Raw genomic sequence first — 14,281 nt, 5'->3', positions numbered from 1 at the left:
GGGATCGTCAAAATGCCTGAAATCATCAGCGCCTTGAAAAACGGCTCGCAGGTCAAGGTCGTGTATTCCTACACGCAGAACATTTCCGCCAATACGTCGTCGGTTACCGCTTCACTGTACGTCCACCGCGACAGCTACGGCCCGTCTTACGACGATTCCTGCCTTGCCTATATCAACATCAACGGCTCACGGGCCATGACGTATACCTCCGGATTTACGATCGGGTCAAGCTGGGTACACATCGGCAGCACGGTGACCGTGACCGTTCCGCACAACGCCGACGGCACCAAGATCGTCAACATCACCGGATATTTCCATTCGAGCGTTACCTCGAAGCTGGAAAACCTCAGCGTTTCCCGGAACATCACGCTGGCGACGATCCCGAGGGCAAGCCGGATCACGGCTTCCTCCGGCTCGTTCAACATCGGCGGCTCCATCACGATCTACACGAACCGGAAAAGCACTTCGTTCACGCACGCGGTCAACCTGTATTTCGGGAGCTATGCCGCAACACTCAGCTACGACATCACCGACAGCTACGTTTGGAATACGTCAGGCTGGGCAGACGCCATGTACCAGCAGATACCAAACACGAACACCGGGACCGGCACGCTTCGCCTGTATACCTACGATACGGACGGTGACGTGGTTGGGTATACGGAGCTTTCCATCACCGCCCGCGTCGCGAACAGCAACCCGTCGTTCACCGGCTTTTCTTATGAGGATGTGGATTCCGGCACGGTTGCGCTGACCGGCGACGCTTCGCAGATCGTCCGGACAAAATCGAACCTCCGGGTGACCGTGACCGGCGCGGCGGCGCAGAATTATGCGGCGGTCTCAGGCTACCGGGTACAGTACGGCTCCAAGACGGTGACGAGCAGTTCGAATGTGATCAGCTTCGGCACCGTATCCGCAGACGACAGCCTGACCGTGACCGTCGTCGACAGCCGGGGCAACACGGTTCAGCAGAGCGCCGCGCTCACGACGATCCCCTATTCCCCGCCGGCGATTTCTTCCGTATCGCTTGCCCGCGTGAACGACATCGAAGCCGGGACCATTCTGGCCTGCGCCGGAACCTACGCAGCCTACATGGCGGCAAAGAGCCAATATTCCTTAAAATTCCGGTACAAAACGACCTCCTCCGGAACGTGGAGCGATTATGTCCCGATCTCGCCTACCTTGGACGGCGGCTCCTTTTCGTTCAATGAAAACATCGGGGACTTCGATATCGACTCGTCGTTCAATTTTGAGATCGTTGCGTCCGATTACTACGCCTCCACCATAGTGCCGGCCCTGCTGCCCACGGCAAAGCCGGCTTTTTCGATCCGCGACGGGCAGGTGGGCGTCAACAAAATTCCGGAGAACGGGGCGCTGGACGTGGGCGGCGACGTTTACATCTCCGGCTCCAAGGCTTACAGCGACACCTATCATCCGAGCGCCGACGCCGTGGGAGGCCTGCGCCTTTTGAGGGGTTCGGCTGCCGGCACGGCGGCCACGCAGACGGCGTACGGCTCGATTTACTACTCCCCGGAAATCAATATCAGTTTCGGAGCGACTCTGCCCGAGGTTCCGTATGTCCTGATCTCACTCAACACCAACGGCTTCGGCTACTGCAACATCAAAAGCATCAGCGCGACGGGGTTCAGCGTGATCATCACGAATGAAGTTTCCTCGTCGGATTTAAGGTGGGGAATCCACTGGGTCGCAATTTACGAATCGTAACGGCAGAAAGGCAAAAACATAATATTGCAGAAAATTCTCATCCGGTGATTCTTTCGCATCCACTTGATGTTCCTGCCTTTCAGAGCTATACTAGCATGACAGGATTTTACGGTTTGCTTGGTTCTATAAATCCGAACACCGGGACTGGTGGCAATCCTCGCACGGATAATTTGTAAAATTTTTACTTACTTAGCAAATTTTTCCTTTATGGGACCGCAAAGACCGGATGAGCATGGCAAGCGGCCTGGAAGTCCGCGTTCCCTACGCGGACCACCGGATTGTGGAATATGTGTTCAACGCTCCCTGGAGTTACAAATGCCCGGACGGGGTCGTCAAGGGACTGCTGCGGGACGCCGCCCGCCCCTGGCTGCCGGAGGACGTGCGGATGCGCCGGAAAAGCCCTTACCCCAAAACGCATAATCCGGCCTATGAGCGCATTCTTCGCCGCAGGCTGGACCTCGTCATGAAAGACAGGGAGGAGCCCCTCAACACGCTGGTAAATCCAGCGGCCGTAGAGCGGATGCTTGCTGAAAAGTCCGATTACGGAAGACCCTGGTTCGGGCAGCTGATGGCGGGGCCGCAAATGATGGCCTATCTGCTGCAGATTAACTACTGGTTAAAAACATACGAGATAGAAATTGAGCTGTAAAGTACTTTTCCTTCTTTCTCAAGGCAGTGGGTCCAAGGCGAACCGGCTGGGATCCCATCAATGGACACAAAGCATTCAGGGGACAGTTTTCACTGTCCCCTGAATGCTTTGTTCATGCCCGTTGCATTAATTGGAAGAAGACATCACGCCATTATGATCAAAGGTATATGTAACTCCGTCAATCGTCCGCGACGTGTCAACGACATACTGGCCGTTTTCATAATAATACTGATTTCCATCAAAGGTCACAAAACCATTCTCAGGGTAACTGACCTGCGGAAGCTTGAACCACGTTGTCCAGTGATAATTGCCGCCGATGACGTCGCCATATTTGACATTCTCGCCGGTGCAACGGTTGTCCACCGATTTATTTCCTCCAACGTAAATTCCGACATGGCCCGGACTGTAGAGGATCAGGCCATGAATCCGGGGGAGTGTGGAAGAATCCGACAAACGAATGGTCCCCTTCACCTTTGCCGATGAGAGCATTGACTGGGAGCTTCCCGCGACGGAGACCAGATTCGGCTCCGGATCGCAGTCATTCCCTCGCCACCAAAGATACGACTTGACCAGGCCGGAACAGTCGGTGGACCGCACGCCGTTCGTATATTGGCCATAATTTCCGTACTGATATTTCCAGCCGTCCCGATAAGCCATCAGAGCATGTTCCGAAAGGCCGACGCCCGTTTTTGTTTCCGCCGCCGCCGCGGGGACCGCCTGAAACGCAAGGGTTCCACACAAAATAAAACCGGTCACAAATACGGCGGCCAAAGCCATTGCACGTCTGAATCCCACGAAACATCCTTCCAATCCAATTACGATTTGTTACCAACTGTTACAACTTAGTAACATAATATCACATAACGGTAACAGATGCAACTAAAAAAGGATATTCAGGAAGAATTTTGTAGAATTTTTACAAGAATATCGGAGAAATCTTTGTCAAGTATTTCAGCTAATACAGCAAAAACGAAACGATTTCTTCCGTATGCATGGAGCGGGAGCCCTTCACCAGAACCGCGTCGCCCGGTTTCAGCAGGGATTTCAGTATTTCACAAGCCTGCCGATTATTCTCGCAGACGCGGCAGTCCATATCGGGTCGGACAGAGCGCGCTCCCCCCGCCATCGCGCCGGCGCGTGTCCCGACGGTGATCAGAAGATCGACTTCGGAATTGGCGGCAAAAGCGCCGACATCGGCATGAGCCTCGGAGGAATAATTCCCCAGTTCCAGCATATCCGCCAGCACGGCCACCCGTTTTCCGCCCCGGAAGGATTTGAGGACGCCGAGGCTGCTTTTGGCCGCGTCCGGACTGGAGTTATAGCTGTCGTCAATCACGGTGACGCCGTTTCCCGTGCGGCGGATCTGCTGCCTCATGGCGGGCGCCTGATAGCCTGAAAGAGCGGCGGCGGCGGCGGAAAGCGGAACACCCAGCCGCTGCGCGACGGCGAGTCCCGCCAGGGCGTTTAGAACATGGTGCGCGCCGATGATGGGAATGACGGCCTCTCCCCTTTCTCCATTCGGCGCGAGATAGAAAAACCGGGTCGATTCCCCTGCGCTTTCCACCCGCTCCGCCCGGAAAGCGCAGTCCGTCCCGGTGCCGAACAGAACGGTTTCAAACGGCAGCGTGCCGGCAAGCTCATGGAGCATGGCGTCGTCCCCATTCAGGAAGAGGACCGAGCCCTGATGAAAGCAGTCGGTGATATGCAGCTTCTCCGCAAGGATATTCTGACGGCTGCCGAGCTGCTGAATATGCGAAACGCCGATGTTCGTCATCACCGCGTAATCCGGCGCGGCGACTTGCGCGATGCGGCTCATTTCGCCGAATTCGCTCATCCCCATTTCCACCACCGCAGCGTCATATGTTTCAGACAGGCGGAAGATCGTCAGGGGCACTCCAACCTGGCTGTTGTTGTTTCCGCTGGTCTTCATAACGTCCATCTTCGCCGAAAGAGCCAGCGCAACCATTTCCTTTGTGGATGTCTTGCCCACGCTTCCCGTGATGCCGACCACAGGAAGCGAAAAACGTTTCCGGTACTCAGCCGCGATGCGCTGCAGGGCATCCCTCGTATCCCCGGCCGCGATCCACGCTCCGGGTCCCCGCGCGGCCTGATGCTCCTGGGTCAGGACGGCCGCAGCGCCCGCCCGCAGCACCGCCGGAATGAATTCATGGGCGTTCACCCGCTCGCCCCGGATCGGGACAAACAGCGCGCCGGGAGCGATATTGCGGCTGTCTGTAGACACCGAGGTCACCTCGGTCCCCGGGTCGCCGCAAAGCAGCCGGCCGCCGCAGGCGGAAACGATTTCCGAAACTGTCATTTTCATTACAGCGATCCCCCTTACAGCTTTCCAGCCAAAATGTCCGAAATGACCTCGCGCTCATCCAGATGATACTTTACGCCCTTGATCTCCTGATAATCTTCATGTCCCTTTCCGGCGAGGACAACGATATCCCCGTCGCGCGCATTTTCCATGCAGTATTTAATTGCCTGTTTCCGATCCGGTATCACGACATATTTCCCACCCGTTCTGTCGATCCCCGTGCGGATGTCGGCGATGATGTCCATCACATCCTCGTCGCGGGAATTGTCCGCCGTCAGCACGGAGAGGTCGGAGAGCCTCCCGCTTTCCTCCCCCATCTCAAACCGGCGGGAACGCGCGCGGTTTCCCCCGGCGCCGAACATGCAAATCAGCCGGTTGGGCTTATATTCCCGAAGAGTCTCAAGAATATTTCTCATTGCGAGCGCGTTGTGAGCGTAATCGATCAGAAGCGTATAGCCGCCCGGAACTTCGACCGGTTCCACCCTTCCACGGACCTTGACTTTTTCGAGGCCCTCTCTGATATTCCGCTCCGTCACGGGAAAATGGAGGCAGACAGCCACCGCCGCCAGGGCGTTATATACGCTGAAGCGCCCGGGGACGCCGACCTCCACCCCTGAAAGATCGAGCCTCCCGGAAAGGTCGAACCTCACTCCGAGAAAGCCGGGACGGGAAACCAGCTCTTCATTCCGGGCCTGAAGCTCCGCATCCGGCGAAAAGCCATAGGTTTCCAGTTCGCAGGTATGGCCTTCCACAATCCCGTGCCAGTTTTCATCGTCCCTATTGATGACGCCGGTTTTGCACATCCGGAACAGCAGGCGTTTGCAGGACATATATTCCCGCACGTCCCTGTGCTCATTGCCGCCGATGTGATCCGGGGAAAAATTCGTGAAAATCCCGTAGTCGAATGTGATTCCGGAAACACGGTGGTCCCGCAGGCCGATGGAGGACGCCTCCATCACGGCGGCTTTGCATCCCTCGTCCGCCATCTGGCGCAGATAGGACTGAATCTCAAAGGATTCCGGCGTGGTGTTTTCCGTCTTGATCACCCGGTCCCCGATCACCGTGCCGATCGTGCCGATCACCCCCGTTTTGATCCCGGCGTCTTCGAGAATGGAACGCACCATGTAGGAAACGGTGGTCTTGCCCTTGGTCCCCGTGATGCCCACCATGGTCATTTCCCTCGCGGGGTACCCGAACCACGCCGCGGAAATCAGCGCCATCGCCCGGCGGGTGTCCTTCACCAGAACGACGCTCGCGCCGCCGGCCTCCACCGGGCGCTGGGCAACAACCGCCGCCGCGCCGGACTGGACTGCCGCGCCCGCGAACTGGTGGCTGTCGACTGAAGACCCGCACAGACAGATAAACAGGCTTCCCTCCGTCACCTTCCTCGAATCATAAACCACATCCGTTATCTCAATCTCCGTCCGTCCGGAACAGGTGCAGTCCAAATCCCGGATTAATTCCGTTAAAAGCATGAAAACGCCTCCGCCGTCATATTGTTTAATTGGGTGAAATTGCCTGAATTATACCGTAAGCAGCCGGAAGTGTCAACTTCCTGCGGCACTTTGCGCCGGCTGTATACTATATAGAAAGCCTTCTTCGCAAATAGTATGAATCATTTATTTTGGAAAATGTTATCAAGTAAAAAAATTACAATGTATAAATCCGCCTGTACGGAGGAGAACTATATTACGATTACATTTTTTCTCATTTGTATAAATTTTGTACTTTGTCACAAAACTGTATAATTACATTCCTGCCAAATCATGTTATTCTGGCATTGGAATTTTAGCTTTGATGGCCGATTATTTCAGGAAAGGGAGCAGATGTTTATGGGTACTGTGAACGAAAGGCTGGAGTCTTACGGATTGAAAAAGGTCCTGAATTATCTGGACAACAATCCAGAAGAAAATGTGCCGAAACTGATCGGCTGGCTGAGAAAATTCGACAGAGACAATCTATACCAGAACGCTTATGATATGGTCGACGGATTTATGAAGGACCCTGAAAATAACTGGAACCGACTGATTTCCAGCCTTTATACCGACATCGATGACAGCGTTCGGAGAAAAACATTTGAAAATTTTCTGATTAACTCCGCGATCCTCGGCAGCCAAAGGAAAAACAAGCTCGTGGAAAAATACGACTGCAACATCCCCTGGGCCATTTTAATGGACCCGACCTCCGCCTGCAACCTGCACTGCATCGGATGCTGGGCGGCGGAATACGGCAACCGGATGAACATGAGCTTTGAAACGCTGGACGATATTGTCCGCCAGGGCAAGGAACTCGGCACCTACATGTACATCTTCTCGGGCGGAGAACCCCTCGTGCGGAAAGATGATATCATAAAACTGTGTGAAACACACAACGACTGCGAGTTTCTGGCATTCACGAACGGAACGCTGATCGACGAGAAATTTGCGGACGATATGCTGCGCGTGAAGAATTTCGTCCCCGCCATCAGCATCGAGGGCTACGAGGAGGAAACGGACTCCCGGCGCGGAACCGGAACTTACGAGGCGGTGATTCGCGCGATGCAGCTGCTGAGGAAAAAGAAACTTCCGTTCGGCGCCTCCCTGTGCTACACAAGCAAGAATGCGGAAACCATCGGCAGTGAAGAATACATTGATCACCTGATCGATTTAGGCTGCAAATTTGCCTGGCTGTTCACTTACATGCCGGTCGGCGTCGACGCCCAGCCGGACTTGATGGCAACGGCGGAACAGCGCAAATTCATGTATGACCAGATCCGCAAATTCCGGGCGACAAAGCCGCTGTTCACCATGGATTTCTGGAACGACGGAGAATACGTGAACGGGTGCATCGCCGGCGGACGCCAATACCTCCACATCAACGCGAACGGCGACATCGAGCCCTGTGCTTTTATTCACTACGCGGACAGCAACATTCACGAGAAGACATTGCTGGAAGCATACCGCTCCCCGCTGTTCATGCAGTACCGGAGGAACCAACCGTTCAACCACAACCAGCTTCGTCCGTGCCCGCTGCTTGACAACCCCGGAAGGCTCTCTCAGATCGTGAAAAAATCAGGAGCTGTTTCAACGGACCTTGTCCACCCTGAAGACGTGGATCACCTGACTGAAAAATGTGTGGAAGCCGCAAAAGCATGGGCGCCGGTTTCAAAGGAAATCTGGGAAAACAGCGAAGGCAAAGAGCGGGCCGACTGGAAGGCGGCAAAAGAAGCCGACCAAAAAGCAGAACTTCAAAAGAAAACAGAAGAAAAGGAAAACAAGAAAAAAATGCGGGTATCCGGATTTTAATAGAATACTCCAGAAGGGACTGCCCCGGGAAAACGGGGCAGTCCCTTTTATAATTCCCGGCCTCTCCGATTCTCGATCAGGCCGTAGAGCTTGTCGATTTCATTTTCATTGGTCAAATCCCTGCGGGAAAGCGCCTGCACGTATTTCTCCCGCAGTTCCACGCTGCGCGCCAGTCTTTCCAATCCCCGTTCCACCCCCTCGGTCGTCATGGAAACGATCAGCCCGTCTTCCCCGGACGTGATCTGATCGGACGCGGTCGAAAAACTGGTCAGAAGAATCGGGCGGCAGAGCACCATCGCTTCGTCGACCGCAATGGATTTTCCTTCAAAGCGGGACGGCTGCATGTAGATGTCGCATTCCCTGACATAGGGGTAGGGGTTGCCCCGTTCCCCGAGAAACATGACGCTGTCCCCCGCCCCCAATTCCGACGCCTGCCGTTTCAGGCTCTCCTCCTCCGGGCCGACGCCGATGATATACCAGCGAACGGGAAGGCCCTTTCGATTCAGGGCGACGACGGCCGGCATGGCGAGATCCAGACCTTTCTGGTGTGAAAGCCGGGCGATCGACAACACCCGAATCCCGGAGTATCCGTCGTCAAACCCCGTTTCCTTTTCCGCCATGGAACGCAGAAAAGCCGAAGAAATGATATTGTAGATCACATGGAATTTTGAAGACTGGTCCGGAAACGTGGTTTCCAGCGCCGTTTTGCAGGATTCCGAAACCGTGCACAGCGCGTCCAGCTTGGAAAGATACGGGCGGTCGAAATCACGGCGCAGTCCCATCGCGTTGTAATCCCCGTGGATAAATCCGATTTTGACCCCCGCGTTTACTTTTTCAACCGCATAATAAAGCGGCTGCCCTTCCATAAACGCAACGACGGCGTCATAGTGTCCCCGGGCCGGACGAACAAAATGACGCTCGACCTTCCACATTCTGGACAGCCGCTCTCCCATGGTCCCGCGAAATCCGGCGATACTGACAAGCAGCCTGCAAACAGCCAGCAGAGGGCGCCCGTGCAGGAAAAGCGCCGGAAAAGCAGCGCGGATATTGAACCGGTATTCCTTCGGGAACAGCGGGGGCAAAACGCGGACCTGTTCCGGCACGCGGCTGAAAAACAGCCCTTCGTTCGCAAAAAGCTGCAGGTCCACATCATAGCGTTCGTAATCGAACAGCGACAGAATGGTGACCAGGCTCTTTTCAATGCCGCCGCTGTGGAGGCTGTAGTTCAGAAACAGGATTTTTTTCCGTTCAGGCATGACAATACTCCCAAAATTCATTTCTTCCTGACATCCCTCATCAAAACACGGGAATAAATGCTGTAAAAAAGATAAGCAAGAAGAGCGGACCGCAGCCGGACGACGCGCCGGATGACCCGGTCCGCGCGGTTTCCGTTTTTCAGATAATCGGAGCGGACGGCTTCCTTCGCATAAGGATTCTTTAAAATGGAGCGGACCTCCCGATACCGTTTGAAAAAGCCGGCCGGGTTGTTCGGGGAAAAGCAATTGACAAGCGATGAGTGCACCGCAAATCGGAGGAACCAGGCGAGGTGGCGCTTGGCATAGCGCTCGTAAAGACCCCGCTCCGTCAGAATTGTCCGCACGGCCGAATAGCAGCGGGTCAGCATTTCCATCTTGCGCGGGCGGTACCGCGTGCTGAGCGAATCCGGGTTGTACCGGTAGTGATAGTAGGCCCCGCCCACGACCAGCAGACGCCGGGCCGAGCAGTGCGCCGCTATGGCCGCCGGCATGTCCTCCAGCATGATTTCGCGCTCGTCGCCGAACCGGATCCCATTTTCCAGATACCAGCTGCGCAGATACATGCGGCGCCATGCGCAGCCGAGCATTTCCACCTGCCTCCAGGCGCTGTCCTCCCGGTCCGGCCCGACCAGCTCCGCAATCAGAAGCTCCCGGATCTCTTCGCCCAGCTCCGGATAATTGACGGGCAGCTTGCAAATGCGCTGTTCCCCCTCCTGAAGATTCTCACGGACATAGTTGAACAGGACAAGGTCCGCCTGATATTCCACGGCGGCCGCGTAAAGATTCTTCAGCATGTTTTCGTCGATCCAGTCGTCGGAATCGACAAAGAGAAGGTAATCACCGCCCGCGTGTTCCACGCCGTAATTTCTGGTATTCCCCAGCCCGCTGTGGGACTTGTCCAGCACTCGCACGCGGCCGTCCCCGGAAAAACGCCGGGCGATCTCCAGCGAACGATCAGTGGAAGCATCGTTAATTAAAAGCACTTCAAAATCTGAAAAGGTCTGGTTCAGGATGCTGCTGACACAGCGCTCCAGATATTTTTCAACATTGTAGATTGGAACGATCACACTGATTTTTGGCACAGTCTTATCCCTCGTCTTCCTGTTGCCCTGATTTCATTATACCGATACCAGGCCGCAATCGAACTCTCCTCCCGCCGCTCCCATTCGCGCCGCAGTTCGAAAATGCAGCCTTAGTTTGGAATTATATGACTAAATTGCTGCATTATTATAGCATTGTGATGTTAAAAACACAAGCAAGCGCCCGCTCTCCCCGGATTCCGCAGTTGAAATAAGAAGTTCAGTATGCTATTCTGTATGATGAATCCACAAAACAAACAGGGAGAATTGGATATGAATGACTGCCTTGTTCTGCTGACAAAAAAATACCCGTTTGATTCCGGCGAAGAATTTATTGAAAACGAAGTACCCCTGCTTGCCAAAACTTTTCGCCGCGTCATTCTGATTGCAACATCGGTCTCCGATGGGGCCGAACAGACCCGGCCGGTGCCGGATCATGTAGAAGTCCATTCTCTGTCCGCGCCCCGCATCCGCCGGGCCGTACTGCCGCGTCTCGCTTTCTCTGCCCTTAAGCCGCTTCCGGCGTTCGTAGCGGGCTCCGACCGCGAACAGGCCGGACTATCATTCCGCAGAAAGCTTTTTTGTTCCTACTTTCTTGCAAAATCAGGGCAGATCTTTAAATGCTGCCGGAACATTCTTTCCGCCGCCGGGCTCGAAGCATACGACGGCGTGACCTTTTACAGCTACTGGTTTTACGATACGGCCCTGGCGGCGGCAAACCTGAAGCGGGAGTTTGCCCTGAAAAACAGCCGTGCCGTCAGCCGCGCGCACCGTTACGACCTGTACGCGGACCAAAATCCCGCCGGGTTTCTTCCGATGCGGGAATATCTGCTGCAAAATCTGGACAAAGTGTACCCCTGTTCTCTCGACGGCGGTAACTATCTGATCAAATATCATCCCCGGTTCGCCGGAAAAATCCGGACGGCTTACCTCGGCACGCAGGACCGGGGGCTCTCTCCGGACAGGGAAAGCGGGGTATTTCATCTCGTCAGCTGCTGCCATATCTCCCCGGTCAAACGGGTCGATTTGCTGGCCCATTCGCTGGCACTGTTAAAGGACAGCGGCCTGAGGCTGAAATGGACGCATTTCGGCGCCGGAGACGGGCTGGATTCCCTTCGCGATTATGCAAAAGAAAATCTCTCGTTCATGGAATGCAGCCTGCCCGGCGAAATCAGCAATCCCCGTCTAATGGAGTTTTACAGAGAAAATCCGGTGGACTGTTTTATCAACACCAGCAGTTCTGAAGGGCTTCCCGTCAGCATCATGGAAGCCGCGTCTTTCGGCATTCCCGTCATCGCGACGGATGTCGGCGGAACGGCGGAAATCGTGACGCCGGAAGAGACCGGCTACCTGCTTCCCTGTGATTTCGGCCCGAACGAACTCGCGGAAAAAATTGAGCTTCTGTACCATATGCCCAGCGAAAAGCGCCAAAAAATGCGGAAGGCAAGCCGGGAACTGTGGGCTGAAAACTTTTGTTCCGAACAAAACTATGCCCGGTTTGCAGCAGAAATAACGCCTAAACGTTCCTGAAAGTCAAAATATGTATTTTTCCGCCCTTTCGGGCGGATTTTTTTCAAAAGATATTTTCCAGGCTAGGTACTTCCGCCTCATTCAAATAAGAGATCTGCTCAATGCTGCGGTCACAGTCAGCAAGGAATTGTTCCGTTCCGCCGTACCTGCAAAGCATCGGCAGCCCGGCCAGCGTCTGGCCGATCGCCTCAAGCTTGGAATGCGGCATATAGGTACAGAGAACCGAGTGCAGGGAGTTCCAGTCATCCACCGCTTTGCGGCTCAGCAGAACGGCCGTTTCGGTTTCCCCGCGCTGCTCCGCGTCCTTCGCCTGCGTGACAACTTGGATCATCTGCGTGCTGATTCGGTTCGTGTACCATGTTCCCAGAATGCAGACGCCGGTCAGCACGACGAAAATTGCCAGCGAGATCCAGATTCTTTTCATTTCGGCGCCTCCCTCTTCACAATGAAAAAATCGCCCTTTGTATTGGCGGTCATAAGAAAGATTTCACCGGCCTGAAGGTGCTGCCCATTCAAGACACCCTGCAGCCAGTCTGCGCTTTTTCCGCAGAGCTGCAGGGAAAAATCGGAAATCACACCGTCGCTGATGACAACGGTTTCAATTCCGGTATCCGGCAGAGGAACGGCCAGCATTCCAGCCGTCGGCTGCTCCTTGTCCGGCTTTTTGATCACGCTCATCTTGCCGTTGGTCTCGACAATCGCATATGCCACATCCTGGATGCTGAATACGTTTTTCTGCCTCAGCTGTTCGCTCAGGTCCTCCGTCGTCATCCGGAGACGTTTCATCTCGTTCTGCTGAACCACGCCGTTGTTGATGACGATGATCGGTCTTCCGCAGATCAGCTTGCGGAATTTCGTGCTTTTCAGCATCAGAACGGAAAGCACAATCTCAAACATGACCAAAGCGGCGATCGGGATCAATCCGCTGGCGAGCGGCTGCCCGGAATCCTGCATCGGAATGGAAGCAATATCCGAGATCAGCAGCGTCACCACCAGTTCGCTGGTCTGAAGCTCGCTGATCTGTCTTTTCCCCATCAGACGGACCGCCAGGATAACCACTGCATACAACAGGACCGTACGGATAAATGAGATTGTCATTTCTATCACCGCAGATTATTATAAGCGGCACGGTCTGGATTATGTATCGGCTCCGCAAAGGGAGCTTAGATATCGGTGGTCACGAAACCGATGACATCGCCTCCCGCCGCTGAAATGCGGCTGCAGGCCTCTTTCAGCTCGTCGAAGGGCGTGGAGCCGTATTTCGCCGTCAGGATTACCGAATGCGCGTGGGCGGAAAGGCTCTCCGCATCCGGGAACCGGATTTCGGAAGGAGCGTAGAAAACAACGTAATCATAGGAGCCGGCCGCTTCCCGCGCGAATTTTGAAAACCCTTCCGAGGTAAACAGATCGGCCGGGTTCAATCCCTCTGCCGGCTTACCGGACAGCAGACTGAGCCCGCCCGTCTTCCGGACCGGCATTACGGCTTCCCGCAGCGTACATTCCCCGCTTAAAACTCCATTCAGTGTTTTTTCCGGTTCCAAATCCAGCTGGGAAGCAAGCCTCGGATTTCGCAGATCGCCATCCACCAGCAGGACCGATTTTCCGGTCACGGCAAGCGCCGCGGCAAAGCCGGAGGCAATGCGGTCCCCTCCGTTGTTCTCGCAGACATTCGCCACAAGAAAGCGCCGGCTGTCGCCGGCCGCGTTCAGCGCGGCGGACCGGAGCGTTCTCATCGCGTTGCCTTTCTCCCTGCTTTCATGGGGGATTTCTGCAAGCAGACGCACTTTCAGCATTTCCTCCGCGAACCTGCTGTTGCGGATGGTTCGGTCGCCAAGAACGGCCAGGATCCCGAAGCAGACAAAGACGATAAATCCGAGGATCAGTCCAAGGAAACCGGCTTTGAGCATGGAGGATTTCATCGACTGCGGTTTAACCTGTGCCGCATGGTCGCTGATGCTTGCGGTCAGAACAGGGTCCGGAAACTGCCGGACCAGTTGATCCATAAGCAGTTCGGCGGCAGTGTCGGAAAGGAGAGCGGCTTTTGGCGCGTTTGTCGTGTTGACCGTAATCTTGACGACCGGCGACGAGTTTTCCATTTCCGCCGTAATCTTAGTGATTTCAGATTTGTCGACGCCGGCCTTTTCCGCCGTCGCTGCAAGGAGGTCGTCTCCGGAAGCAAGCGGCACGGCGCTCTGCACACGGCTGTAGAGAATATTGGTGTACTGCAGGTGATAATCGCTGTCAGCGCCGTTCGGCACTCCGCAGGTCACGGTAAAGGTTGTACTGCCCTGATAAACGTGATGAACGAATTTCAGCGGCAGAAGGCCGCCCACAATGCCGAACGCCAAGACCACAAGAAGAAATCTGATCCAGTTTCTCTTGTAAAAATGCACGATTTCAGAAAAGCTTACAAACAGTTCCATTGGTGTCCTCCCATATGC

General features: G+C 54.9%; 12 protein-coding genes. 4 read left to right on the top strand and 8 right to left on the bottom strand.

Annotated elements, in window-relative coordinates:
• The first annotated feature begins 12 nt into the window (after positions 1-12).
• Both EQM14_RS06930 and EQM14_RS06925 read left to right on the top strand, forming a co-directional pair.
• A complete protein-coding gene (locus EQM14_RS06930; RefSeq protein WP_128742267.1) occupies positions 13-1,722 on the top strand; it encodes a DUF859 family phage minor structural protein in 1,710 nt (569 codons plus the stop codon).
• A gap of 226 nt (positions 1,723-1,948) precedes the next feature.
• A complete protein-coding gene (locus EQM14_RS06925; RefSeq protein WP_128742266.1) occupies positions 1,949-2,371 on the top strand; it encodes an asparagine synthase-related protein in 423 nt (140 codons plus the stop codon).
• A gap of 126 nt (positions 2,372-2,497) precedes the next feature.
• On the opposite strand, the gene EQM14_RS06920 is transcribed toward EQM14_RS06925, so the two are convergent.
• From EQM14_RS06920 to EQM14_RS06910, 3 genes are all read right to left on the bottom strand, one after another.
• Positions 2,498-3,166: a hypothetical protein gene (locus EQM14_RS06920; protein WP_128742265.1), complete on the bottom strand. Its 669-nt coding sequence runs from the start codon at positions 3,164-3,166 to the stop codon at positions 2,498-2,500.
• Between the two features lie 160 nt (positions 3,167-3,326).
• Complete coding sequence (locus tag EQM14_RS06915; RefSeq protein WP_128742264.1) at positions 3,327-4,694, bottom strand: UDP-N-acetylmuramoyl-tripeptide--D-alanyl-D-alanine ligase; 1,368 nt, start codon at positions 4,692-4,694, stop codon at positions 3,327-3,329.
• A gap of 14 nt (positions 4,695-4,708) precedes the next feature.
• On the bottom strand, positions 4,709-6,166 hold the full coding sequence (locus EQM14_RS06910; protein ID WP_128742263.1) for a UDP-N-acetylmuramoyl-L-alanyl-D-glutamate--2,6-diaminopimelate ligase: 1,458 nt from the start codon (positions 6,164-6,166) through the stop codon (positions 4,709-4,711).
• Positions 6,167-6,523: 357 nt separating this feature from the next.
• Here EQM14_RS06910 and EQM14_RS06905 point away from each other — a divergent pair, with 357 nt between their 5' ends.
• The gene (locus EQM14_RS06905; protein ID WP_442861481.1) at positions 6,524-7,975 is read left to right on the top strand and encodes a radical SAM protein; all 1,452 of its coding nucleotides are present in this window, start codon (positions 6,524-6,526) and stop codon (positions 7,973-7,975) included.
• Positions 7,976-8,022: 47 nt separating this feature from the next.
• On the opposite strand, the gene EQM14_RS06900 is transcribed toward EQM14_RS06905, so the two are convergent.
• Both EQM14_RS06900 and EQM14_RS06895 read right to left on the bottom strand, forming a co-directional pair.
• A complete protein-coding gene (locus EQM14_RS06900; RefSeq protein WP_164918995.1) occupies positions 8,023-9,231 on the bottom strand; it encodes a glycosyltransferase in 1,209 nt (402 codons plus the stop codon).
• A 17-nt stretch (positions 9,232-9,248) separates the two neighbouring features.
• The gene (locus tag EQM14_RS06895; RefSeq protein WP_128742260.1) at positions 9,249-10,313 is read right to left on the bottom strand and encodes a glycosyltransferase family 2 protein; all 1,065 of its coding nucleotides are present in this window, start codon (positions 10,311-10,313) and stop codon (positions 9,249-9,251) included.
• A gap of 270 nt (positions 10,314-10,583) precedes the next feature.
• Here EQM14_RS06895 and EQM14_RS06890 point away from each other — a divergent pair, with 270 nt between their 5' ends.
• Positions 10,584-11,840 (top strand): glycosyltransferase, encoded by a 1,257-nt coding sequence (locus EQM14_RS06890; RefSeq protein ID WP_128742259.1) that lies wholly within the window; start codon positions 10,584-10,586, stop codon positions 11,838-11,840.
• A gap of 43 nt (positions 11,841-11,883) precedes the next feature.
• Here the strand turns inward: EQM14_RS06890 and EQM14_RS06885 are convergent, their stop codons facing one another.
• From EQM14_RS06885 to EQM14_RS06875, 3 genes are all read right to left on the bottom strand, one after another.
• A complete protein-coding gene (locus EQM14_RS06885; protein ID WP_128742258.1) occupies positions 11,884-12,264 on the bottom strand; it encodes a DUF4363 family protein in 381 nt (126 codons plus the stop codon).
• Positions 12,261-12,938 (bottom strand): DUF421 domain-containing protein, encoded by a 678-nt coding sequence (locus EQM14_RS06880; RefSeq protein WP_128742257.1) that lies wholly within the window; start codon positions 12,936-12,938, stop codon positions 12,261-12,263. Before EQM14_RS06880 ends, EQM14_RS06885 begins: the two co-directional genes overlap by 4 nt.
• Positions 12,939-13,003: 65 nt before the next feature.
• The gene (locus EQM14_RS06875) at positions 13,004-14,263 is read right to left on the bottom strand and encodes a polysaccharide biosynthesis tyrosine autokinase (RefSeq protein WP_128742256.1); all 1,260 of its coding nucleotides are present in this window, start codon (positions 14,261-14,263) and stop codon (positions 13,004-13,006) included.
• Between the last annotated feature and the right edge of the window lie 18 nt (positions 14,264-14,281).

The organism is Caproiciproducens sp. NJN-50, from assembly GCF_004103755.1.
Lineage (GTDB): Bacteria > Bacillota > Clostridia > Oscillospirales > Acutalibacteraceae > Caproicibacter.
This window is presented reverse-complemented; position numbering and strand designations above follow the sequence as displayed.

Excerpts from the sequence above, each read along its gene's own strand:
- EQM14_RS06905 (WP_442861481.1), top strand. The coding sequence starts at position 6,524 with ATGGGTACTGTGAACGAAAGGCTGGAGTCTTACGGATTGAAAAAGGTC.
- EQM14_RS06880 (WP_128742257.1), bottom strand. The coding sequence starts at position 12,938 with ATGACAATCTCATTTATCCGTACGGTCCTGTTGTATGCAGTGGTTATC.
- EQM14_RS06930 (WP_128742267.1), top strand. The coding sequence starts at position 13 with ATGCCTGAAATCATCAGCGCCTTGAAAAACGGCTCGCAGGTCAAGGTC.
- EQM14_RS06915 (WP_128742264.1), bottom strand. The coding sequence starts at position 4,694 with ATGAAAATGACAGTTTCGGAAATCGTTTCCGCCTGCGGCGGCCGGCTG.
- EQM14_RS06900 (WP_164918995.1), bottom strand. The coding sequence starts at position 9,231 with ATGCCTGAACGGAAAAAAATCCTGTTTCTGAACTACAGCCTCCACAGC.
- EQM14_RS06890 (WP_128742259.1), top strand. The coding sequence starts at position 10,584 with ATGAATGACTGCCTTGTTCTGCTGACAAAAAAATACCCGTTTGATTCC.
- EQM14_RS06885 (WP_128742258.1), bottom strand. The coding sequence starts at position 12,264 with ATGAAAAGAATCTGGATCTCGCTGGCAATTTTCGTCGTGCTGACCGGC.
- EQM14_RS06875 (WP_128742256.1), bottom strand. The coding sequence starts at position 14,263 with ATGGAACTGTTTGTAAGCTTTTCTGAAATCGTGCATTTTTACAAGAGA.
- EQM14_RS06925 (WP_128742266.1), top strand. The coding sequence starts at position 1,949 with ATGAGCATGGCAAGCGGCCTGGAAGTCCGCGTTCCCTACGCGGACCAC.
- EQM14_RS06910 (WP_128742263.1), bottom strand. The coding sequence starts at position 6,166 with ATGCTTTTAACGGAATTAATCCGGGATTTGGACTGCACCTGTTCCGGA.